Origin of the sequence: Microbacterium oxydans, assembly GCF_900095745.1 — a bacterium.
GTDB lineage: Bacteria > Actinomycetota > Actinomycetes > Actinomycetales > Microbacteriaceae > Microbacterium > Microbacterium oxydans_B.
Genome location: NZ_FMIR01000019.1, coordinates 1 through 19,680, shown reverse-complemented (window position 1 = coordinate 19,680; position 19,680 = coordinate 1). Strand labels below are relative to the sequence as shown.

Annotated in this window: 17 protein-coding genes and 1 tRNA gene; 9 read left to right on the top strand and 9 right to left on the bottom strand. The window is 68.5% G+C overall.

All coding sequences use genetic code 11. The features are described from left to right. Positions 1–18: 18 nt before the first annotated feature. Together leuD and leuC are read right to left on the bottom strand one after the other, a co-directional pair. Positions 19–615, bottom strand: coding sequence for a 3-isopropylmalate dehydratase small subunit (leuD, locus tag BQ2383_RS15580; RefSeq protein ID WP_091036015.1), 597 nt, complete (start codon positions 613–615; stop codon positions 19–21). A 3-nt stretch (positions 616–618) separates the two neighbouring features. Then, the gene (gene leuC, locus BQ2383_RS15575) at positions 619–2,064 is read right to left on the bottom strand and encodes a 3-isopropylmalate dehydratase large subunit (RefSeq protein WP_091036012.1); all 1,446 of its coding nucleotides are present in this window, start codon (positions 2,062–2,064) and stop codon (positions 619–621) included. Positions 2,065–2,254: 190 nt separating this feature from the next. On the opposite strand from leuC, the gene BQ2383_RS15570 reads away from it, so the two are divergent. Then, complete coding sequence (locus BQ2383_RS15570; RefSeq protein ID WP_091036008.1) at positions 2,255–3,550, top strand: O-acetylhomoserine aminocarboxypropyltransferase/cysteine synthase family protein; 1,296 nt, start codon at positions 2,255–2,257, stop codon at positions 3,548–3,550. Further along, a complete protein-coding gene (locus BQ2383_RS15565) occupies positions 3,547–4,860 on the top strand; it encodes an LLM class flavin-dependent oxidoreductase (RefSeq protein WP_091036005.1) in 1,314 nt (437 codons plus the stop codon). Before BQ2383_RS15570 ends, BQ2383_RS15565 begins: the two co-directional genes overlap by 4 nt. Positions 4,861–4,882: 22 nt before the next feature. On the opposite strand, the gene BQ2383_RS15560 is transcribed toward BQ2383_RS15565, so the two are convergent. Then, entirely contained in the window at positions 4,883–5,887 is a 1,005-nt protein-coding gene (locus tag BQ2383_RS15560; RefSeq protein WP_091036002.1) for a TerC/Alx family metal homeostasis membrane protein, read from the bottom strand. A 265-nt stretch (positions 5,888–6,152) separates the two neighbouring features. Here BQ2383_RS15560 and BQ2383_RS15555 point away from each other — a divergent pair, with 265 nt between their 5' ends. From BQ2383_RS15555 to BQ2383_RS15545, 3 genes are read left to right on the top strand one after another with little or no spacing between them, the layout of a single operon-like run. Then, complete coding sequence (locus tag BQ2383_RS15555; RefSeq protein ID WP_091036000.1) at positions 6,153–6,713, top strand: RNA polymerase sigma factor; 561 nt, start codon at positions 6,153–6,155, stop codon at positions 6,711–6,713. Then, positions 6,710–7,828: a DUF4349 domain-containing protein gene (locus BQ2383_RS15550; RefSeq protein WP_091035997.1), complete on the top strand. Its 1,119-nt coding sequence runs from the start codon at positions 6,710–6,712 to the stop codon at positions 7,826–7,828. The genes BQ2383_RS15555 and BQ2383_RS15550 overlap by 4 nt, the downstream gene beginning before the upstream one ends. A gap of 50 nt (positions 7,829–7,878) precedes the next feature. Next, positions 7,879–9,192, top strand: coding sequence for an acyltransferase family protein (locus BQ2383_RS15545; RefSeq protein WP_167381650.1), 1,314 nt, complete (start codon positions 7,879–7,881; stop codon positions 9,190–9,192). A gap of 56 nt (positions 9,193–9,248) precedes the next feature. Here BQ2383_RS15545 and BQ2383_RS15540 read toward each other — a convergent pair. Further along, a tRNA-Glu gene (locus tag BQ2383_RS15540) sits at positions 9,249–9,321 on the bottom strand. A 149-nt stretch (positions 9,322–9,470) separates the two neighbouring features. Between BQ2383_RS15540 and BQ2383_RS15535 the strand changes: the two genes are divergently transcribed. Beyond that, positions 9,471–10,109: an MBL fold metallo-hydrolase gene (locus tag BQ2383_RS15535; protein WP_091035992.1), complete on the top strand. Its 639-nt coding sequence runs from the start codon at positions 9,471–9,473 to the stop codon at positions 10,107–10,109. Next, positions 10,106–10,636, top strand: a complete 531-nt coding sequence (locus tag BQ2383_RS15530) for a GNAT family N-acetyltransferase (protein ID WP_279627359.1) — start codon at positions 10,106–10,108, stop codon at positions 10,634–10,636. The genes BQ2383_RS15535 and BQ2383_RS15530 overlap by 4 nt, the downstream gene beginning before the upstream one ends. Here BQ2383_RS15530 and pepN read toward each other — a convergent pair. Both pepN and BQ2383_RS15520 read right to left on the bottom strand, forming a co-directional pair. Beyond that, a complete protein-coding gene (pepN, locus tag BQ2383_RS15525) occupies positions 10,633–13,131 on the bottom strand; it encodes an aminopeptidase N (RefSeq protein WP_091035985.1) in 2,499 nt (832 codons plus the stop codon). The two genes, BQ2383_RS15530 and pepN, sit on opposite strands and share 4 nt — an antisense overlap. 50 nt (positions 13,132–13,181) lie before the next feature. Continuing rightward, positions 13,182–15,641, bottom strand: a complete 2,460-nt coding sequence (locus BQ2383_RS15520) for a tetratricopeptide repeat protein (RefSeq protein WP_091035983.1) — start codon at positions 15,639–15,641, stop codon at positions 13,182–13,184. Positions 15,642–15,784: 143 nt separating this feature from the next. On the opposite strand from BQ2383_RS15520, the gene BQ2383_RS15515 reads away from it, so the two are divergent. Next, positions 15,785–16,282, top strand: a complete 498-nt coding sequence (locus BQ2383_RS15515) for a hypothetical protein (RefSeq protein ID WP_029263558.1) — start codon at positions 15,785–15,787, stop codon at positions 16,280–16,282. A gap of 50 nt (positions 16,283–16,332) precedes the next feature. Further along, entirely contained in the window at positions 16,333–17,292 is a 960-nt protein-coding gene (locus BQ2383_RS15510; protein ID WP_091035980.1) for a hypothetical protein, read from the top strand. On the opposite strand, the gene BQ2383_RS15505 is transcribed toward BQ2383_RS15510, so the two are convergent. The 3 genes from BQ2383_RS15505 to BQ2383_RS15495 form a co-directional block, all read right to left on the bottom strand. Next, the gene (locus BQ2383_RS15505) at positions 17,258–18,271 is read right to left on the bottom strand and encodes a DNA topoisomerase IB (protein ID WP_091035978.1); all 1,014 of its coding nucleotides are present in this window, start codon (positions 18,269–18,271) and stop codon (positions 17,258–17,260) included. The two genes, BQ2383_RS15510 and BQ2383_RS15505, sit on opposite strands and share 35 nt — an antisense overlap. A gap of 87 nt (positions 18,272–18,358) precedes the next feature. Beyond that, positions 18,359–18,853 (bottom strand): hypothetical protein, encoded by a 495-nt coding sequence (locus tag BQ2383_RS15500; RefSeq protein WP_091035976.1) that lies wholly within the window; start codon positions 18,851–18,853, stop codon positions 18,359–18,361. A 72-nt stretch (positions 18,854–18,925) separates the two neighbouring features. Then, a complete protein-coding gene (locus tag BQ2383_RS15495) occupies positions 18,926–19,540 on the bottom strand; it encodes a TetR/AcrR family transcriptional regulator (RefSeq protein WP_091037571.1) in 615 nt (204 codons plus the stop codon). Positions 19,541–19,680: the final 140 nt, after the last annotated feature.

Below are 19,680 nucleotides of genomic sequence, written 5' to 3'. Positions count from 1 at the left end.
CTCCCCCGCCCCCACCGTCTACTGAACGGGAAGGGTTCGGGGCCGCCACGACTCGCGACGGGCCTCGAACTGCGCGATCTTGTCTTCGTTGCGCAGCGTGAGCCCGATGTCATCGAGCCCTTCGAGGAGCCGCCATCTAGTGTAATCGTCGATCCCGATCTCGGCCTGGACGTCACCGATCGACGCGCTGCGCGCCTCAAGGTCGACCGTCATCTGTGCCCCGGGATTCCGGTCGATCTCCGCCCAGATCCGCTCGAGATCCTCTTCCGAGATCGTCGCGGCAAGAAGGCCCTGCTTGCCCGAGTTGCCCCGGAAGATGTCGGCGAAGCGCGGGCTGAGGACCACGGTGAATCCGAAGTCGCGCAACGCCCACACGGCGTGCTCACGGCTGGATCCGGTGCCGAAGTCCGAACCGGCGACGAGGATCGACGCGCCCTGGAATTCCGGTTGGTTGAGCACGAACTCGGGGTCCTGCCGCCAGCCGTGGAACAGCGCGTCTTCGAAACCCGTCTTCGTGACACGCTTCAGGAAGACGGCGGGGATGATCTGGTCGGTGTCGACGTTCGAGCGCTTCAGCGGTGCCGCGATGCCCGTGTGCGTGATGAACTTCTCCATGGGTCAGATCCCTTCCGTCAGGTCGCTGGGGCTGGACAGCGTGCCGCGGATCGCGGTCGCGGCGGCGACGAGCGGCGACACGAGGTGCGTGCGCCCTCCCTTGCCCTGTCGTCCTTCGAAGTTCCGGTTCGACGTGGACGCACAGCGCTCCCCCGGTGCGAGCTGGTCGGGGTTCATGCCCAGACACATCGAGCATCCGGCGAAGCGCCATTCCGCCCCGAAGTCGGTGATGACCTTGTCGAGGCCCTCGGCCTCGGCCTCCAGGCGCACGCGCGCCGACCCGGGGACGACCATGACGCGCACGCCGTCGGCCTTCTTCTTGCCCTGGATGATCGATGCGAAGGCGCGCAGGTCCTCGATGCGGCTGTTGGTGCAGGAGCCCATGAACACGGCGTCGACCGGCACCTCTTTGAGAGGCGTCCCCGGCGTGAGGTCCATGTACTCCAGCGCGCGTTCTGCGGCAGCCCGCTCGTTGGGATCGACGATCTCGGCGGGGTTCGGCACCGAGGACGACAGCGAGCTGCCCTGACCGGGGTTGGTGCCCCAGGTCACGAACGGCTCGAGTTCGTCGGCGTCGATGAAGACCTCGGCGTCGAAGGTCGCGCCCTCGTCGGTCGGCAGGGTGCGCCAATAGGCCACGGCCTCTTCCCAGTCCTGCCCCTTGGGCGCGTGCGGACGGCCCTCGAGGTAGGCGAAGGTGGTCTCGTCGGGGGCCACCATCCCGGCCCGCGCTCCGGCTTCGATCGACATGTTGCAGATCGTCATGCGCCCCTCCATGGAGAGGGCGCGGATGGCGCTGCCGCGATACTCGAGCACGTAGCCCTGTCCGCCTCCGGTGCCGATCTTCGCGATCACGGCGAGGATGATGTCCTTCGCGGTGACGCCGTCGCGCAGAGTCCCCTCGACATTGATCGCCATGGTCTTGAACGGCTTCAGCGGCAGTGTCTGCGTGGCCATGACGTGCTCGACCTCGCTGGTGCCGATGCCGAACGCCATCGCTCCGAACGCCCCGTGCGTCGAGGTGTGCGAGTCGCCGCAGACCACCGTGATGCCGGGCATCGTGAGCCCGAGCTGGGGCCCGACGACGTGCACGATGCCCTGCTCCGCATCGCCGAGCGAATGCAGACGCACCCCGAACTCCGCGGCGTTGCGGCGCAGGGTCTCGATCTGCGTGCGGCTGGTGAGATCGGCGATCGGCTTGTGGATCTCCAGCGTCGGGGTGTTGTGGTCCTCGGTCGCGATCGTCAGGTCGAGGCGGCGCAGCGGCCGCCCCTCGCTGCGGAGGCCGTCGAACGCCTGCGGACTTGTGACCTCGTGCACGAGGTGCAGGTCGATGTAGATGAGGTCCGGCTCGCCGTTCTCGCCCTTGACGACCAGGTGGTCGTCCCAGACCTTCTCGGCGAGGGTCCGGCGGCGTGCGGAATCGGCACCGTTTGCGGGGGTGGTCATTGCGTGTCTCCTGTAGCTGGCGGTTCGGCCCACGATGGACTCCGCGACGAGGAGGGGCTCAGATCGAGGTCTCGTCGCGGCCGCTAAGAAGAAGGAGCACGGTCCGCATGACGTCAGATTACCACCGCTCGGACACGCTCCGACCCGTCATGACACTCTGTTGAGCACCCGAACGACCGAGAGGCACCGCATGACCGTCGACACCGCCCGCTTCGCCACCCGTGCGGTCCACGCGGCGAGAACCCGTGAGACGGCGTCCTCGCGCGCGACGCCCATCTATCTGACGGCGGGGTTCGAGTTCGACGACTTCGACCACGCGGCCGACCACTTCAGCACCGGGGCCGGCTTCGGATACACGCGCACGGGCAACCCGACGGTGCGAGCCGTGGAGCGTCAGCTCGCAGCCCTGGAGTCCGGCGCGGACGCGGTGCTGGTCGCGAGCGGACAGGCGGCGGTCGTGACCGCCCTGCTCACCGTCGTGGGGGCCGGCGACCACATCGTCTCCTCCACCCACATCTATGAGGGCACCCGAGGGCTCTTCCTCGACAACCTGGCGCGCCTCGACATCGAGACGACTTTCGTCGAAGACATCGCCGATCCGGATGCCTGGCGGGCGGCGATCCGCCCGAACACCCGCGCGGTGTTCGCCGAGTCCGTGGCGAACGCGCGCAACGACGTGCTCGACATCCGTGCCATCAGCGACATCGCCGACGAGTTCGCGATCCCGCTGATCGTGGACAACACCCTGGCGACCCCGGCCCTGCTGCGTCCGATCGAGCACGGCGCGGCGATCGTCGTCCACTCCGCGTCGAAATTCCTCGCCGGACACGGATCCGTTCTCGGCGGCGTGATCGTCGACGACGGCCGCTTCGACGCCGAGCACGCGGGCCACAATGCGCCGCACCTCGTGCTGCCGGGGCGGGGCGACGCTCCCAGCGTCTTCGCTCGCCACGGCGGTCGCGCACGCATCGCCTACGCCCGGGAGTCGGTGGCGCCGCGATTCGGCGCGTCCCCGTCTCCGCTCAACGCCTTCCTGATCGGCCAAGGCGTGGAGACACTCAGCCTCCGCGTCGAGCGGCAGTCCCGCAACGCGCTCCAGATCGCGCAGTGGTTGGAACAGCACGACGCGGTCGAGAGCGTGGACTACGTCGGGCTCCCCTCGCATCCCGACCATGAGATCGGCTCCCGCTACCTCGAGGGCGGATCGGGGTCGATCTTCACCTTCACCCTGCGGGGCGGATTGCCCGCCGCACGACAGTTCGTCGAGGGCGTGCAGGTCTTCACGCACATGACCCACATCGGAGATGTCCGCTCCCTGGTGCTGCATCCGGCGACCACGAGTCACGCGCAGCGCACGGACGAAGAGCGCGAGATCCTGGGCGTGCACCCCGGCACGCTGCGGGTATCGATCGGCATCGAAGACGTCGAGGATCTCGTCGCCGACCTCTCGCAGGTGCTGAACGCCGTGCGGGAGACGGTCGCGTGAGCCGACCCCAGCACTTCGGCTGGTTCCTGGCGCGCGGTTTCGGGCCGCAGGGCTGGGGCTATCCGTCACTCGACTGGGACTACGACTGGACGCGCCCTGAGGTGTACCAGGACGCTGCCCGCACCCTGGAGCAGGCGGGCTTCGACCTGGTCATCATCGAGGACGCGCCGTCGTTGGGGTCGCCGTCGACGATCGATCTGCGGGTCCGTCACGCCTTCGGCGGCCCCAAGCACGATCCGCTCCTGCTCGCTCCGTATCTCTTCCAGGCGACGAAGCACCTGGGCGTCGTGCCGACGGTGAACCCGGCGGCGTATCTCCCGTACACCGCGGCGCGCCAGTTCGCGACGCTGCAGCATCTGAGCGGGCATCGGCTGGGTCTCAACGTGGTCACCGACACCGGGAGCGCACGACACTTCTCGGACGCGCCGCAGCTCGGTCACGACGAGGCGTATGACCGCGCGGAGGAATGGCTCGCCGGAATCCGCGCACTGTGGCACAGCTGGGACGACGGCGCACTCGTCGCCGACCGCGAGACCGGGGTGTACGCCGACGGTACGAAGCTGCAGCCCGTCCGGCACCGGGGCGAGCACTTCGCATTCGACGGCCCCCTCAACGCGCTCCCGTTCACGGACGGGGATCCCGCGATCGTCTCCCCCGGCGGCTCCGGCCGCGGACTCGGGTTCGCCGGCGCGAACTCCGATGTGCAGCTCGCGCTGGCTCCGCTGAACGAGAAGTCCGTGCGCGACTACCGTGCCCGGGTGCACGAGGCGGCGATCGCGAAGGGGCGGCAGCCCGAGGACATCAAGATCCTGTTCGCCATCCAGCCCGTGATCACGTCGTCGAGCGAGGAGGCGGACCGCATCGTCGCCGCATCCGCCCATCCCGACGACGCCGCGCTGGTGCAGATCGCCCGCAAGCAGTCCAGCGACCTCGAGACCGACCTCACGTCGCTCGACCTCGACAAGGCGCTCGATCTCTCGCTCTTCGGCGCCCACGTCTCGCGCGGGAGCATCCAGCGCCTGATCGGAGACCGCGGCGAGGATGCCCCGCTGTGCGCCCATCTGACGGCGCTCGCCCGCACAGGCCGGATCACGGACCGCTCCGGCTTCGTCGGAACGGCCGAGGAGTTCGCCGACCTGATCGAAGAGCTCGGCGAGTGGGGCAACGACGGCGTGCTGCTCTGGGGCGACTTCCATCCGGTCACCCTGCATCGCACGCTCGACGAACTCGTGCCCGTCCTGCGCCGCCGCGGCATTCTCCGCCGGGAGTACGTGGACGGCGGTCTGCAGGCGAACCTGCGCGCGTTCTGAGGCGCGCAGGTCGCCTGCGGGACTACTCGCTGAGCGCTGCCTTCTTCTCCGCGCGCTTGTCGTGCGAGGAGGCGATGAGGCTCGCGACCGTGGCGATGGTCATCGAGGCCAGGATCACGCCGAGCGAGACCATGTTGCTGATGTCAGGCACCCACTCGACGTGCTGACCGCCGTTGATGAACGGCAGCTCGTTGACGTGCAGCGCGTGCAGGATCAGCTTGATGCCGATGAAGCCGAGGATCACCGCGATGCCGTAGTGCAGGTAGCGGAGGCGATCGAGCAGGTCACCCAGCAGGAAGTAGAGCTGACGCAGCCCCATGAGCGCGAAGATGTTGGCCGCGAAGACGAGGAATCCGTTCGTGGTGATCTCGAAGATCGCGGGGATCGAGTCGATCGCGAAGATGAGGTCGGTGACGCCGATCGTGATGAAGACGATCACCATGGGCGTCCACATGCGCTTGCCGTTCACCGTGGTGCGGATCTTCGATCCGTCGTACTCCTCGCTGATGTCGACGCGACGACGGAGCAGGCGCACGATGAAGTTCTCGCGCTTGACCTCACCCTCATGATCACCGTCGGGCATCGCCTGACGGATCGCCGTCCAGATGAGGAATGCGCCGAAGATGTAGAAGATCGGCGAGAAGTTCTCGACGATCGCGACGCCGGCGAGGATGAAGAGGCCGCGCAGGATCAGCGCGATGATGATGCCGACCATGAGGACCTGCTGCTGCAGGCGCCGCGGCACCGCGAACTGGGCCATGATCAGGACGAAGACGAACAGGTTGTCGATCGACAGGCTGTATTCCAGTGCCCAGCCGGTGATGAAGTCGCCGGCGTTCTGCCAGCCGCCGACGTTGCCCAGGAGCACGGCGAACAGCAGTGCGAGACCCACGTAGAAGACCACCCACAGGGTGGACTCCTTCGTCGAGGGGATGTGCGGCCGCAGCCGGATGAGGAGCAGGTCGGCGATCAGGATGATCGTGAGGACGACCATCGAGGTGATCTCGAACCAGACGGGGATTTCCAAGGGGCGCACAGGCCTTTCGCGGAGGGGTCGGGAATCAGTCGAAAGTCTCTCCCCCGCACAGATGTGCGTCGCGCGCCCGGAGCAGCGATGACGGTGCTCGTGATGACGTTACGCGCGGATCCGGGATACTCCCTCTCGCCCGGGCAATGCTACCGGAGCCGCGGCACCGCGGGGAACAGCGATCGAGACGAATACGGCGACCGGATCTGAGACGATGAGGCAGCGATCGACACCTCCCTGGTGAGAGACACCGAACGGAATCAGGATGCCCGTGCAGACGAGTGATCAGAAATGGGCGGCGCAGGCCGCGGCCGGCGACGAGAGCGCCTTCCGCGAGCTGTACCGCGCACACGTGCGGCCGGTCTACTGGATCGCCCAGGGCATCCTGGCGTCGCCCGCCGACGCGGAGGACGTCACCCAGGAGACGTTCGTCGTCGCCTGGCGCAAGCTCCCCGCTCTCGAGCTCCAGGGCGAGTCGATCCTGCCCTGGCTGGCCACGATCTGCCGCTTCCAGGCCGCGAACCGGTTGCGCCAGCGCCGCCGCGATCAGGCGCACACCGCCGAGGCCGTCGACGAGACCCTGTTGCCCGACACGATCAGCGTCGAGGAACAGGTCATCACGGCCGAGCTCGCCGCCCGGATCGCCGTCGAGGTGGGGACCCTGAACGATCTCGACCGCGAGATCTTCCGTCTGTGCGCGTCCGAGGGCTACGCGTATCAGGCCGCGGCCGAGGAATTGGGCATCACGCACGCGGTCGTCCGCAATCGTCTCTCCCGAGTGCGCACCCGGTTGCGCGGCGCCGTGAAGGAAGTGAGAGACGCATGAACGACCAGAATCCCCGCAGCGAGCTGCCGGTGCTGTCGGACGACACCATCGCCCGCATCGAGACCGCCGTGTTCACCGAGATCGCCGCAGAACGCTCCCCCGCGCATCCGCAGGCCGAGCGCGCCAGGAAGCGCCGCCGCCGCTGGCTCACCGGCGGCGGCATCGCCGCGGCCTTCGTCGTCGGCGTCCTCGTGACGCCCCCGATCCTCGGCGCGGTCGGTGGCGCCGCAACATCGACGGCCGAGGGGCTGAGCATGCCGGGCGGCGTCTCGATGGATTCCTCGTCGTCATCGCCGGAGCAGATGTCCGACTCCGCACCCGAATCGCTCCCCGGGAGCATCTCCGACTCCACCATCGCCGGCGCCGACAGCAGCGAGGGCGATCGGGAGATCATCGCGACCGCCCAGGCGACCGTCCAGGTGAAGAGCATCGCGGACGCCGCTTCGGCGATTGCGAACCTCGCCGAGGAGCACGACGGCTACGTGGAGAGCACCGAGATCGGGAAGTCCGTCGCCATCGACGGCACGTCCGAACCGGCTCCCGCCGACTCGGCGTACGGCTGGATCAGCATCCGCGTGCCCTCCGCAGATCTGCCGGAGGTGATCGCCGCGCTCGGAGAGACCGGTGACGTCCTCTCGTCGTCGACGTCGAAGCAGGACGTGACCTCGGTGTCGATCGATCTTCAGGCGCGCGTCGACTCGACGCGCGCGTCCGTCGACCGTCTCACCGAGCTGATGGCGCAGTCGGGCAGCGTCTCCGAGCTGATCGAGGCCGAGGTCGCGCTGACCGACCGACAGGCGCAGCTCGAGTCGTATGAGCAGCAGCTCGAGTCCCTGCAGGATCAGGTAGCGATGTCATCGCTTCAGGTGCAACTCACCAGAGCGACGACGGCCACCACCGCCGATCCCGCCGGGTTCGCCGATGGCCTGCTCGCCGGATGGAACGGCCTCGTCGTCTCGCTGAACGCCCTCGTCATCGCACTGGGCTTCGTCCTCCCCTGGGTCGCGGTCGTCGGTGTCGTCGTACTGATCGTGTGGCTGATCCGTCGAGCGCGCCGGAACCGTCGATCCGCACCCTCGTCGGTGGCGGAAGAAGCCGGTCCCGACCAGATCTGACTCCCGCCGCCCGAGCGGGCGCCGATCCGCCGGCGGTTAGAGTCGTTGCCATGAGCAGAGCCGCCATCGATCCCCGGTCACGCGCCGTGCCGGTCGGCCGCGACCTCACTCTCGACCTGGTCCGTGTCGCCTGCGTGCTGCTCGTCGTGTTCGTGCATGTCCTCTTCACCGGGGTCGGGCGGGAATCGGACGGGTCGCTCCTGATCGAGAAGACCGTCGAGACCCAGTCGTGGTTCACCGCCGCCTCCTGGATCGCGAACATCATGCCGCTGTTCTTCGTGGTCGGCGGATACGCCGCACGAGCCGGATGGCGATCAGCCGTCGCTCGTCGCGAGAGCGCAGACACCTTCGTGCGCGTGCGACTGGCACGCCTCGCCCGCCCTGCCCTCCCGCTCTTCCTCTTCTTCACGATCGCCCTCGGCGCGGCACGGATGCTCGGCGTCGATCCGGCACTCGTGGACACGGTCGCGATCGGCGTCGGGTCGCCGCTGTGGTTCCTCGCCGCCTACATGATCGCGCAGGCCCTGGCACCGACCATGATGCGGCTCCATGAGCGACACGGTGCATGGATCCTGCTGATCCTGTTCGCCGCGGCTCTGGCCGTCGATGCCTTCCGATTCCTCTTCGTCGGCGGCATCCTGGGCATCGACCCCCTTCCTCCCACGGGGTATGGCCTCGGCCAGGAACTCTCCGGCATCCCGAACATCCTGTTCGCGTGGCTGTTCGCACAGCAGGTCGGATTCTTCCTCTACGACGGCTGGTTCGCACTCCGCACCTGGTGGCAGCTCGTACTGATGATCGCGGGCGGATACGTGGCCCTGTGGGCTCTCGTGTCTCTCGGCGGCTACACGCAGAGCATGCTCGGCAACCAGTGGCCGCCGACAGCCACGATGGCTGTCCTCGCTGTGATCCAGACCGCGGCGCTGACCATCCTGCACCGCCCTCTGACCGCCATCATGCGCACCAGAGCGGCGCAGGGAGTTGTCTTCCTCATCGGGTCGCGGCTGATGACGATCTACCTCTGGCATCTCCCGGTGATCATGGTGCTCGTCGGCATCGAGCTCCTCCTGCCGTTGCCGTTGCCGTCGCCGGGAAGTCCGCTGTGGTGGTGGACGCGACCCCTGTTCTTCGTGGTCGTGCTGGCTGCCGTATGGCTGCTCTCCCTGTGGCTTGGTCGGTTCGAGAGAGTGCCACGATTCGGCGTGCCGCGCCGCCCGTCGACGGCGGTCACGGTCGCTGCCGTCGTGGTCTTCGTCACGCCGATCATCGCGATCACCGCGTACGGACTCGACTTCCCGCTCGCTGCAGCGGCCGCCGTCGGAACGGGCGCGGCGCTGTGGTTCACGAAGGCGTCCGCGCCGTGATCTGAGCGTGAAAAGCAAGAAAGCCCCCGGCGAACCGGAGGCTTTCTCATGTTGTGTGACCCCAGCGGGATTCGAACCCGCGTTACCGCCGTGAGAGGGCAGCGTACTAGGCCGCTATACGATGGGGCCGTCTGGCGGACGTTTCCGTCGCGCGACAACCGTTCAAGTATGCCATGGCATTTCTCGGTCCGCCAAATCGACGCCACCCCGACCTGACTCCCGGGCGTGGCGCGCAGAATCCGTTTGCCGTGCGCCGGTTGAAGGAGTTGACTCGTCTCATGCGCGTCACCAAGTTCGAACATGCCGCCCTTCGCCTCGATGCCGGCGGGAAGACCCTGCTGATCGATCCGGGTTCCTTCACCGCACCGCTGGTGGATCTCGACGGCCTGGTCGCGATCGTGATCACCCACGAGCACCCCGACCACTGGACCTCCGATCACTTCGACCGGCTCCTGCGCGCGGCGCCGGGCACGCCGATCTTCGCGCCGTCCGGAGTTGCCCGGGCGGCGGAGGGGTACGACATCACCGTGGTCTCCCCCGGCGAAACCGTCGAGATCGGCGGCTTCTCGCTCCGGTTCTTCGGCGGCACGCACGAGGTCATCCACTCGTCGCTGCCCGTCGTCGAGAACGTCGGCGTGCTGGTGAACGACGAGCTCTACTACCCCGGCGATTCCTACGCGGTTCCGGAGGGGGTCGCGGTCGGCACGCTCGCTGCTCCGCTCGGAGCGCCCTGGCTGAAGATCGGCGAGGCGATGGACTATGTGCTCGCTGTCGCGCCGCGTCGCGCCTTCGGCACCCACGACATGACGCTCTCGGTCATCGGGAAGAACATGCACCGCCAGCGGCTGCAGTGGGCGACCGAGCAGGGCGGCGGCGAGTTCTTCGTTCTGGAGCCCGGCGAATCGCTCGATCTGTGAGCGGCGCGGTACGACGCCTCCTCCCTCCGCCGACCGAGCGACTCGTCTTCCGGGAGATGACGGAGGACGACCTGGACCTGATGGCCGATCTGCTCGGCGACCCGGAGGTGATGGCGTTCTATCCGGCGCCCAAGAGCCGCGCCGAGAGCGCCGAGTGGATCGCGCGCATGCAGGAGAGCTATCGGAAGCACGGCCACGGACTGTGGATCATCGAGACGCGCGGCGGCGAGTTCGTCGGCGACTGCGGTCTGACCTGGCAGTCCGTGAACGGCGATCCGGTGCGGGAGGTCGGCTATCAGGTGCGCCGGTCGATGCAGCGCCGGGGGTACGCGACCGAGGCCGCGCGCGCGTGCGTCGAGCTCGTAGCTCGGGAGTTCGCGCCGACGCTGCTCACCGCCATCATCCACCCCGCCAACGACGCCTCACGCGGCGTCGCGGAGAATCTCGGGATGACTCACATCGACGATGACCGCGCGCACCCGTGGATCGTGCGCACGGTCATGGGGATGCAGGTCGCTCCCGCTTAGTCGCGGTGGCTAGCGCCCTGCGCGGCGCGCACACGGAGATCGCGTTCCAGATGGTCGCGCTGCTCGACGACGAGCCGCCGCAGCGCCGCGGGCGCCCCCGCGTTCTCGGCGATCCAGGCGTCGACGGCACTCAGCGAATCGGCCGCGGGGAAGAACCCGAGGACCAGCCGACGCGCGATCTCGATACTGCGGTCACCCCAGACTCCCGCAATCCGCGCGAAGTACTCCGCATCGAAGACCTCGGTCAGATCACGGCGCCCACCGGCTCGGAATCCGTCGATCTCGGCGTCGAGGTGATCGTTGCTCAGCGTGAGGTCGGTCCAGGCGGTCTCCCAGGCCTCGCGCCGCACGGCGGCGTCGGGCCGCGACGCCCGTGCGCGTCGCGCTGCCGTGCGTCCGCTGCCCGTGTCGTCGCGGTCCTGCTCGGCGCTGATGTCGGCGAGGTCGGCGTGCCCCGTCGTGACGAGTGCCGTCAGCAGGTGCCAGCGCAGATCCGGGTCGACCACGAGACCCGCGGGCACGTCACCGTCGAGGAGGGCGCGCACGTGCTCGTGGTGCACGTCATCGTATGCCGATGCGGTCGCGAGAGCCCGCGCCCACGACAGCTGCGCGTCGCTGCCCGCGTCGGCGGCCTGCAGCGCGCTCCACACGGTATCCGTCCAGCCGCGCTGCTCCGCAGCACGGTCCGCATCCGCCACGAAGTGCCGGATGGCGTATGCGGCGTTCGCGAGGACACCCGCCAGCAGCCCGATGTTGGACTCCGCGGGGCCGTGCGTACGCACGATCGCCACGTACCGCGCCGCATCGAGCTCACCGTCCCTCGTGGCGTTCCACAGCGACGACCACACCAGTGCCCGCGCCAGCGGCTCCTCGATCTCCGACAGCGACTCCTCGACCGTGCGCAGCGACCGCTCGTCGAGCCGCGCCTTGGCATACGTGAGGTCGTCGTCGTTCAGGAGCACCAGATCGGCATCGGGCAGATCCAGCGGGGTCCGCTCGCCGATCAGGTCGAGTTCCTGCTGCTCGCGACGGACGACGCGCCCGTCCAGGCGCTCGTACAGGCCGATGCGCAGTCGGTGCGGACGCGGATCGGTCTGGACGAGGAAGCTCCGACCGTCGTCATCCGTCTCGGTCCACAGCGTCGACACACCGGAGGTCTGCAGCCATGCCGCCGACCAGTCGCTCATGTCGCGGCCGGAGACGGCGCTGAGCTGCACCAGGAAGTCGTCGAGCGTGGTGTTCCCGAACGCATTCGCAGCGAAGTAGCGCCGAGCACCCTCGAAGAACGCGTCATCGCCGACGAAGGCGACCAGCTGCTTGAGGACCGCGGCGCCCTTGGCGTAGGTGATCCCGTCGAAGTTCAGCTTCGCCGCCTCGAGGTCGGTGATGTCCGCCACGATCGGATGCGTCGTGGGCAGCTGATCCTGCTGATACGCCCAAGCCTTGCGGCTCGCGGCGAACTTCACCCAGGCGTCATGGAATCGGGTGGCGACCGCGGAGGCGTGCGCACCCATGTAGTCGGCGAACGACTCCTTGAGCCACAGGTCGTCCCACCAGGTCATCGTGACGAGGTCGCCGAACCACATGTGGGCCATCTCGTGCAGGATCGTGTTCGCCCGTGCGGCGCGCTGCGCTTCCGTCGCCGCGCCGCGGGAGAGATACGACTCCGTGAACGTCACGAGACCGGGGTTCTCCATCGCACCGAGGTTGTACTCCGGCACGAAGATCTGGTCGTACTTGCCCCACGGGTACGGGTAGGCGAAGGCATCGGTGAAGAAGTCGAGTCCCTGCCGGGTGACCTCAAGGATCTCGTCGGCCTCCAGGTAGGGCGCCAGCGAGCGGCGGACGAAGACGCCGAGGCTGACCTGCTGCTCTTCGCGCCGCCACTCGCCCTCGACACGCGTGTAGGGGCCGGCGGCGACCGCGGTGATGTAGCTCGAGATCGGCAGCGTCGGGGCGAACTCCACCCGCTGCACCCCGACGCCGAGGTCGGTGTGCGCCGCGGTCTGGTTGGAGAGCACCTCCCATTCGGAGGGGGAATCGACGACGAAGGTGTACTCGGCCTTCATGTCGGGTTGCTCGAAGCACGCCATGACCCGACGCGAATCCGCCGGCTCGTACTGCGTGTACAGGTACGTCTCGTCATCGGCGGGGTCGTGGAAGCGGTGCAGTCCCTCGCCGGAGCGGCTGTACGCCCCGACCGCCACGACGCGCACCACGTTCGAGGAGGCGAGACCGGCGAGCGTGATCCGGGCTCCGTCCCACACGACATCCTGGTCGACGCCGTTCACCTCGACGCGGCGCACCTCTTCGCCGATGAAGTCGAGCCAGGTCCTTTCCGCCGTCGCATCGAACTCGAGCGTCGTCACGGTCGGGAACCCGGTGCGCGCCCGCTCGGGCGCCCCCGTCAGATCCAGTTCGACACGGATGCGGTGCAGGGTGACCGCTGCGGATCGCGCGGCGGTCTCCTCCCGGGTGAGGTTGGCGGTGTCCATTCCTCCATCCTGGCATCCGGACGAGACGCAGACGGCCCCACCTTCACGCCTCACTCGTTGCGCAGGCGATGGCCGATCTCCGCGTAGAGCTGCGCCGAGGCCGCCGCGAGTGCCTCAGCCGACGCCTCATCGCCCCGCGCAGCCGCGATCGACGAGAGGACGCCGTCACTGCGCGCCACCTCCGCACGATCGCCGGTCGCCTCGGCGATGCTCCGTGCCTCCTCGGCGTGCCGCGCCGCATCGTCGAGCAGGGGGCGGGCTGCGCCCGAGTCGATCGACGCAGCGCGCACCAGGATCTCGGCCAGTGAGTTCGCCGCCTCGGTCGCGATCAGGGGCGAGCCGGCGCGTTCCGCCTCGCGCAGGGTTCGTTCGGCGGCGGCTCGCGCTCTCACGAGGTCGCCGGCGCGCCCGTCCAGCCGCGCTTCCAGCAGGTCGAGGTCGGCCGAGGTCGCGAACTCCCCCGCTGTCCGCAGGGTCTGTCTCGCGGTCGCGCACAGTTCGCGAGCACGCACGTCATCTCCCGTCGCCTCCGCCACCAGTGCCAAGGTCCTGCGCACGAACGGCAGCGAGTCGACGCTCGACTCGTCGAGCAGCCCCTGCAGCTCGACGGCCGCGTCATCGAGCTGGCCGATCGCCAGGAGGAGCAGCGGCCGGTTGCCGCGAACGACCGCGACGTTGAGATCGTCGCCCTCTTCCCGCGCCATCGTCAGCGCCACCGCGTAACGGTCGCGTGCCTCCGGGTAGCGGGCGAGGATGCGCAGCGTATCGGCATGATTGCCCGTCGCCCGCCCCTCCACGATCCGATCCCCGGCCGCCCGCGCGTGTCCGATCGCGAGCTCGTACGACCGCAGTGCCTCTTCGAGATGGCTCATCCACCGTTGGACGTTGCCGATCTGATTCCACGTGCGCGCGAGTGACACCCCGGTGGCGATGCGTCGCACCCGATGCAGCGTGATCAGCGCTTCGTCCAGACGCCCGAGCTTCTCGGCGCAGTGCGCGACGCCCAGGGCGATCTCCGGCACGAGGTCGAGTCCCTCTCCGCGCGCTGCGAGGTCATGCAGGCGCAGCGACTCGTTCCACATCGACCACCGGGAGAGCCCGGGGTGCGCTTCGATGGCGAGCTGCTCGACCGCGGAATCGGCGGCATGCTCTCGAGCCGCCGCGGCGACGGCGAGCACGGTCACCACCTCCCGCGCCGCGTAGTCGGGATCGGAGCGGATCCGCTCGAGCACCGCGGCCGCTGCTGTGCGCACGAATGTCCGGCGCTCCGAAGAGGGTCGAAGCGAGCGTGATCTCTCCGCGGCGAAGGCGAACACCGTGGCATGGATCTGCACATGTCCGTCGCGGAGTTCGACGAGATGGCGACCATGAAGGCGATGCAGATCGGCTTCCGCCGACGGACCGCCGGCAGCGAGCAGCACCGCGGCGTCGATGTCCCTGTCCAACAGCGCAGCGTCCGCCAGCAGATCGGCCTCACCCTGCGACAACGAGCGGGTGGCGGCTTCGAGCACGGGACGGATCCGCGCAGCACGCGGCTCGTGTTCGAAACGCGACGCGAGATCCTGGAACGACCAGCCCTCGTGCTCACGGACGATCCCCGCGAGCATCACCAGGTCGAGCGGGAGACCGCCTCCCACGGCCACGATGCGCTGGAGCGCGTCTGTGCCGACGTCGATCTCCGAGGGGGACAGAGGCGCCGCCGTCCCCTCGACCGTGATGAGATGCGCGAGGAGCCGTTGCGCGTCGATGTCCGTCATCGGAGAAACGACGACACGAGCGATGGTGAGCGTCTGCGGTCGCACACGCTGCTCCAGATCGGCGAGGTCGACCCGGGAGGTCACGACGTACCGCACCCCGGGGACGATCAGTGCGGCGAGGCGCCGGGCGTCACCCGCGTCTTCCACGATCACGGTCGTACCGCGAGCGGTGACCTGCAATGTCTCGCGCAGGCGGGGCAGCTCGTAGGGCAGCGCACGGACTCCGAGCGCGCCCAGCATGCGCCGCAGGACGTCGATGGGGTCGGCGTGCGGACGGTCCGGCTCGGATTCGCGCAGCTGCACCGTGAGCACCGAGTCCCTGCCGACCAGCGCGGAGGCGAAGGTGCTCTTCCCGGCGCCCGGCAGCCCGGTGAGAATCAGGACATCCGCCGCGGGCACCGAGGCCAACAGCGCCTCTCGACCGATCTCCGCGCCAGGAGCGTTCCGCGGAGCATGCGTCACCTCGATATGCACTCCGGATCGCTCGCCGTTGAGCACGCGCGCCGTCTCGCTCCAGCGTTCCGATTCGGCCTCCCCGCCACCGAGCGCCCGGACGATGTCTCCGACGAGCCGATCATCCACCCGTCGTCGACCGGGACGGAAGCAGTCGTAGACCGTGACCTTCGCCGGTTCCGCTCCCCCGCGCAACCGTCCGATGCGCCGTGCGATCTCCGCGTACGAGGGGGATCCGGCATCCGCGCGCATCCGCCCGAGCCCGCTGCAGAGCTCGTCGAGGGTGCGCGGGGCGGGCATGAGTCGAGCCTATGGCAGGCTGCGGGGGCGCTCGGCCGGCGCGTCGTTCGGGCTCGTTCGGGGTCCGACGGCGCCCGGTGGTGGGCATCTAGGCTCGCTCGACGGAGAGGCCGCCCGACCTCCCGGACAAGGAGACACTCCCCATGACGACACGCGCAGAGATCGCCGCGAAGCTCGACGACTTCTCGTTCCAGAAGGTGAACTTCGGCGGGTTCCTGATGAACAAGCGTGCGAAGAACTCGCACGCGCTGTGGACCCGCACCTCCGACAAGGGGGTCACGGAACTGACCATCCTCACGACGCGGGACTTCGGTGAGGGCAACGTATACGACGTCGCCGCGTTCACCCTGGATGGCACGGTGCCCGCCGACGTCGTCGCCGAGCTCCGACAGCAGGCCGAGAGCCTGACCGACCGGATCAACCTCCGCGAGCACGGGTATGTGTACTCGTGCCTCGAGCCGTGGGACGGCGGGGGCACCATCTGGATCTCGAAGAAGCCGGAGTTCCGCGCGCTGAGCCGGATCGATCAGGGCATCTACGTCATCCCGATCCAGCGTCTCAACGGGCTGAACGAACCGCGCTGGCTCGCGTGGGCGCGCGACAACGGCCAGCTGAACATCGCCATCGTCTACAAGCCCTGACGGTGCTCGCGCACTCGGAACCGACGCCCGCCCCGCACGCAGGAACCCCCGTGCGGGGCGGTTTCCGACTGATCGCCGCGTCGGCGGCCTATCTGGCGATCGCCGCCGGCGTCGCGTTCTATCTGCTGCCTGTGGGTTTCGGGCTCGAAGGTGCCGCCCTGCTCCTCGCACAGCTGGCGACGATCGTCGCGGGCGCTGTACTCGTCGCCACCTCGACCTTCGCAGTCGTGCAGCATCGACGGCGACGCGCGAACCTCGAAGCCATCGCGCAGGCGCTCGGGTGGACGTACCGCGCAGACATCGGCGACCGTATCTGGGGCGGATCCATCGACGAGCAGATAGACCGTGGGAGCCGCACCGCCCAGGACCATCTCGATGCGCTCCACACCAGCCTCCCGTTCGACAGCGTCGAGCGCATCTTCGTCGTCGGCGACCGCGAGGGAGCGACCACGCACACCGTGCGCGCCGTGCGTATCCCCCTCCCGTCGGAAGCGCCGAGGATCACGCTCCGCTCGCGTCGGGGCGGTGGAGCGCTCAGTGTGCTTCCGCGACGACCGACCGGCCGCTCGCAGCTGCGGTTGGAGGGCAACTTCAGCGATGTGTTCGAGGTGTCCGTCCCGCACGGTTACGAGACCGACGCGCTGTATGTGCTCACGCCTGATCTGATGGCGATCCTTCTCGATGAGAGCGCCGACCTCGATCTGGAGATCGTCGACAGCACACTGCACCTGTACCTCCCCGCCGTCGACCTCACAGACGAGAGCGAGCTCCGCGGGTTCCTCACCGTGATCGCCGCGCTGCACGATCGGTTCGGACGACGGACGCTGCTGTACCGCGATGAGGCCGCCGCACCGCTCGACCCGCAGTCCTACCGCCGCGAAGGCGACACTCTCACCGAGCGCGCTCGGACCGTGGACTCCCGTGCACGGTGGTGGCCAGTGATCGCCGCAGTGGCCACACCACTCATCCCGATGCTCATCGCTGTCGTCTGGCTGCAGCTCGCCGGTTGACGTTCTTCGAGATCTCCGGCCCACCCAGGAGCCGTCGGATGGCCGTCTCGGGCGTCACCGAGAGGTCCAGCGTGCGTCCCCGTGCGTACTGGCGGAAGACCCGCGGATCGATGTAGCTGCCGCGTGCGACGGCCGTCGTGTTCCCGAGCGCGGTCGCGGCGGCCTGCACGGCGAGTCGCTCGGCCTGGTCCCGATCTTTGCGACGGTCGAGCTCGCCGATCCGCGCGAGTGCATCGGCCGCGATGACGGTCCCGTGCAGGGTACGGAAGTCCTTGGCCGTGAAAGACGCCCCCGTCACCTCGCGGAGGTACGTGTTGACCTCGGCGGGAGTGATGCGCACGCGGCGACGACCGCGGCGATAGGCCAGAAGGAAGGCTCCCGACTTCCCTGCGGCGAAATCGGTCAGCGCGTCGGCGAGCGACTCGTCGGTGATCTCGATCGAGGCGGTGCGGCCGCTCTTCGCGGGGAAGGACAACGCCACGTCGCTGCCGGACACGCGCACGTCGCGCCGGCGAAGGGTCGTGAGCCCACGGCTGCCGTGCCGCACGAGGTATCGCTCGGAGCCGATGCGGAGCGCCGCGTCGTCGAGCAGCCGGAACGCGATCGCCAGAGCGCGCTCCTTGGTCTGTCCCTCTTCCTTGAGCGCCCTGGTCACCTGAGCTCTGGCGCTGGGCAGAGCGGCCGCGAGGTCGAGCGCTCGCACGAACTTGCGGCGATCACGGCTCACGCGCCACAGCGGGTGGTAGAGGTACTGCTTGCGCCCCGCGCCGTCGATCCCCACCGCCTGGATGTGCGCGAGCGGATCCGCGGCGATCCACACGTCGTGCCACGCGGGCGGGATGACCAGATCGCTGATGCGCTCGCGATCCGCCTCCGGTGCGGTCTCGCCGGCAGGATCGACATAGCGGAACCCCGACCCCGAGCGAACACGCCGGAATCCCGGGTCCTCATCCGGTGCGACTCGAACCAGTCTGGCCATTCGTGATCCTCCCCTGAAATCGTCTCCGTCGAGGATGCCGGTCTCCGAAGGGCAGCGGTAGGGAGTGGCGTCGCGCGCCCCGCCGTGCTATCCGACGTCGGCCGGGGGTCGTGCAAAGGTACGGCGCATGTGATCGCTCGTGAGGAAGTCGGCGATGCCGATCATGATCAGGCTGAAGACGATCTGCTCGGACACCATCCAGAGCGGGTACAGGCCGGGGATGGCGGCCATCACGAGCGTGATGACGGGAAAGATCTGCGCGAACAGTCTCAGGCGCTGATAGGCCCATCGCCAGCCGCGCTGCGCACGCCAGGCGAAGTAGAACAGCGTCGCGGTCATCGCGAGGACGACCAGCGTTCGCATCCAGACGGCGAACGAGACGGACTCCCCGTCGACCGCCAGCAGCAGCGCGACGATGACGGCCCCCACCCCGATCACGAGTTCGACGACGAGAAGCCAGAGGATCCACGTGAACGCTCGCACGGTCTTGGGGTGAGTGCGGTCGGCCTCACTGATCGCGACGCCGGCCTGCCGCCCGCCCGCGATCCGGTCGAGACGGAGGAAGAGAGACTCGAGCGCCATGCTCGGAGCCTATTGCGTACGAAAGCCGCCGGCCTCGTCCGTTCGATGGATGTCGGCCCCGCGGCGGCGGGGTCAGCCCCGCGTGTCCGGATCGCCGAACGCGAGTCCGACGGCGGCCAGAGCAGCCTTCGCCTGTGCACGTGCCGCTGCCGCATCGGGCGCGTCGCGCAGACCGAGCAGACGCCGGCGGTGGGGCTCCCCCAGCAGCAGCTCGAACAGCGCCTCGGCGCGGGCGCGGTCATGATCGGGCATCAGGCGCTGCAGCGCGGCGATGTAGCTCTGCGGGCCTTCCTCGTAGAAGCGCCGGGCGAGTTCCGGGAATCGGCGAGCCTCCGCGATCATGAGCCGATGCAGGCCGACTGCTTCGTCTGAGTGCAAAGTCAGGACGACTCCTTCTGCCACGTGCGCGAGGGACTCGTCCACCTGGTGACCCGGATGCAGGGTCTGCTCGCGGAGACGCTCGACAGCGGCGAGGAAGATGTCCGTGCGATCCCCGATGTATCCGTAGATCGTCCGTTTCGTCACGTGGGCCTCGGCGGCGATGTCGTCGAGCGTCACCTGCTCGAACCCGTCGCGGACGAAAAGCCGGACCGCGGCATCGATGATGTCGTCGCGTCGCTGAACGCGCTCATCGACGGTGGGACGACCTCGTTTCCGGCGGGGCGGACCGCTCTCGACTTCGTTCACTTCGTCCTCCTCCTCCACGGATCAACTATGCTCGATACACGAATGATACGCAGAAAGTGTCATTCATGAATGCGCCCGTCCCCGCATCCACACCCGGCAAGAAGGAGAACACGCATGCCCACAGCCGCCCGCCCCCGCAA

What these genes read in the sequence shown, in the direction of transcription:
- BQ2383_RS15515 (WP_029263558.1), top strand. Translation starts at nt 15,785, where the DNA reads ATGACGACACGCGCAGAGATCGCCGCGAAGCTCGACGACTTCTCGTTC.
- BQ2383_RS15520 (WP_091035983.1), bottom strand. Translation starts at nt 15,641, where the DNA reads ATGCCCGCCCCGCGCACCCTCGACGAGCTCTGCAGCGGGCTCGGGCGG.
- BQ2383_RS15505 (WP_091035978.1), bottom strand. Translation starts at nt 18,271, where the DNA reads ATGGCCAGACTGGTTCGAGTCGCACCGGATGAGGACCCGGGATTCCGG.
- BQ2383_RS15545 (WP_167381650.1), top strand. Translation starts at nt 7,879, where the DNA reads ATGAGCAGAGCCGCCATCGATCCCCGGTCACGCGCCGTGCCGGTCGGC.
- leuC (WP_091036012.1), bottom strand. Translation starts at nt 2,064, where the DNA reads ATGACCACCCCCGCAAACGGTGCCGATTCCGCACGCCGCCGGACCCTC.
- leuD (WP_091036015.1), bottom strand. Translation starts at nt 615, where the DNA reads ATGGAGAAGTTCATCACGCACACGGGCATCGCGGCACCGCTGAAGCGC.
- BQ2383_RS15550 (WP_091035997.1), top strand. Translation starts at nt 6,710, where the DNA reads ATGAACGACCAGAATCCCCGCAGCGAGCTGCCGGTGCTGTCGGACGAC.
- BQ2383_RS15555 (WP_091036000.1), top strand. Translation starts at nt 6,153, where the DNA reads ATGCCCGTGCAGACGAGTGATCAGAAATGGGCGGCGCAGGCCGCGGCC.
- BQ2383_RS15535 (WP_091035992.1), top strand. Translation starts at nt 9,471, where the DNA reads ATGCGCGTCACCAAGTTCGAACATGCCGCCCTTCGCCTCGATGCCGGC.
- BQ2383_RS15570 (WP_091036008.1), top strand. Translation starts at nt 2,255, where the DNA reads ATGACCGTCGACACCGCCCGCTTCGCCACCCGTGCGGTCCACGCGGCG.
- pepN (WP_091035985.1), bottom strand. Translation starts at nt 13,131, where the DNA reads ATGGACACCGCCAACCTCACCCGGGAGGAGACCGCCGCGCGATCCGCA.
- BQ2383_RS15500 (WP_091035976.1), bottom strand. Translation starts at nt 18,853, where the DNA reads ATGGCGCTCGAGTCTCTCTTCCTCCGTCTCGACCGGATCGCGGGCGGG.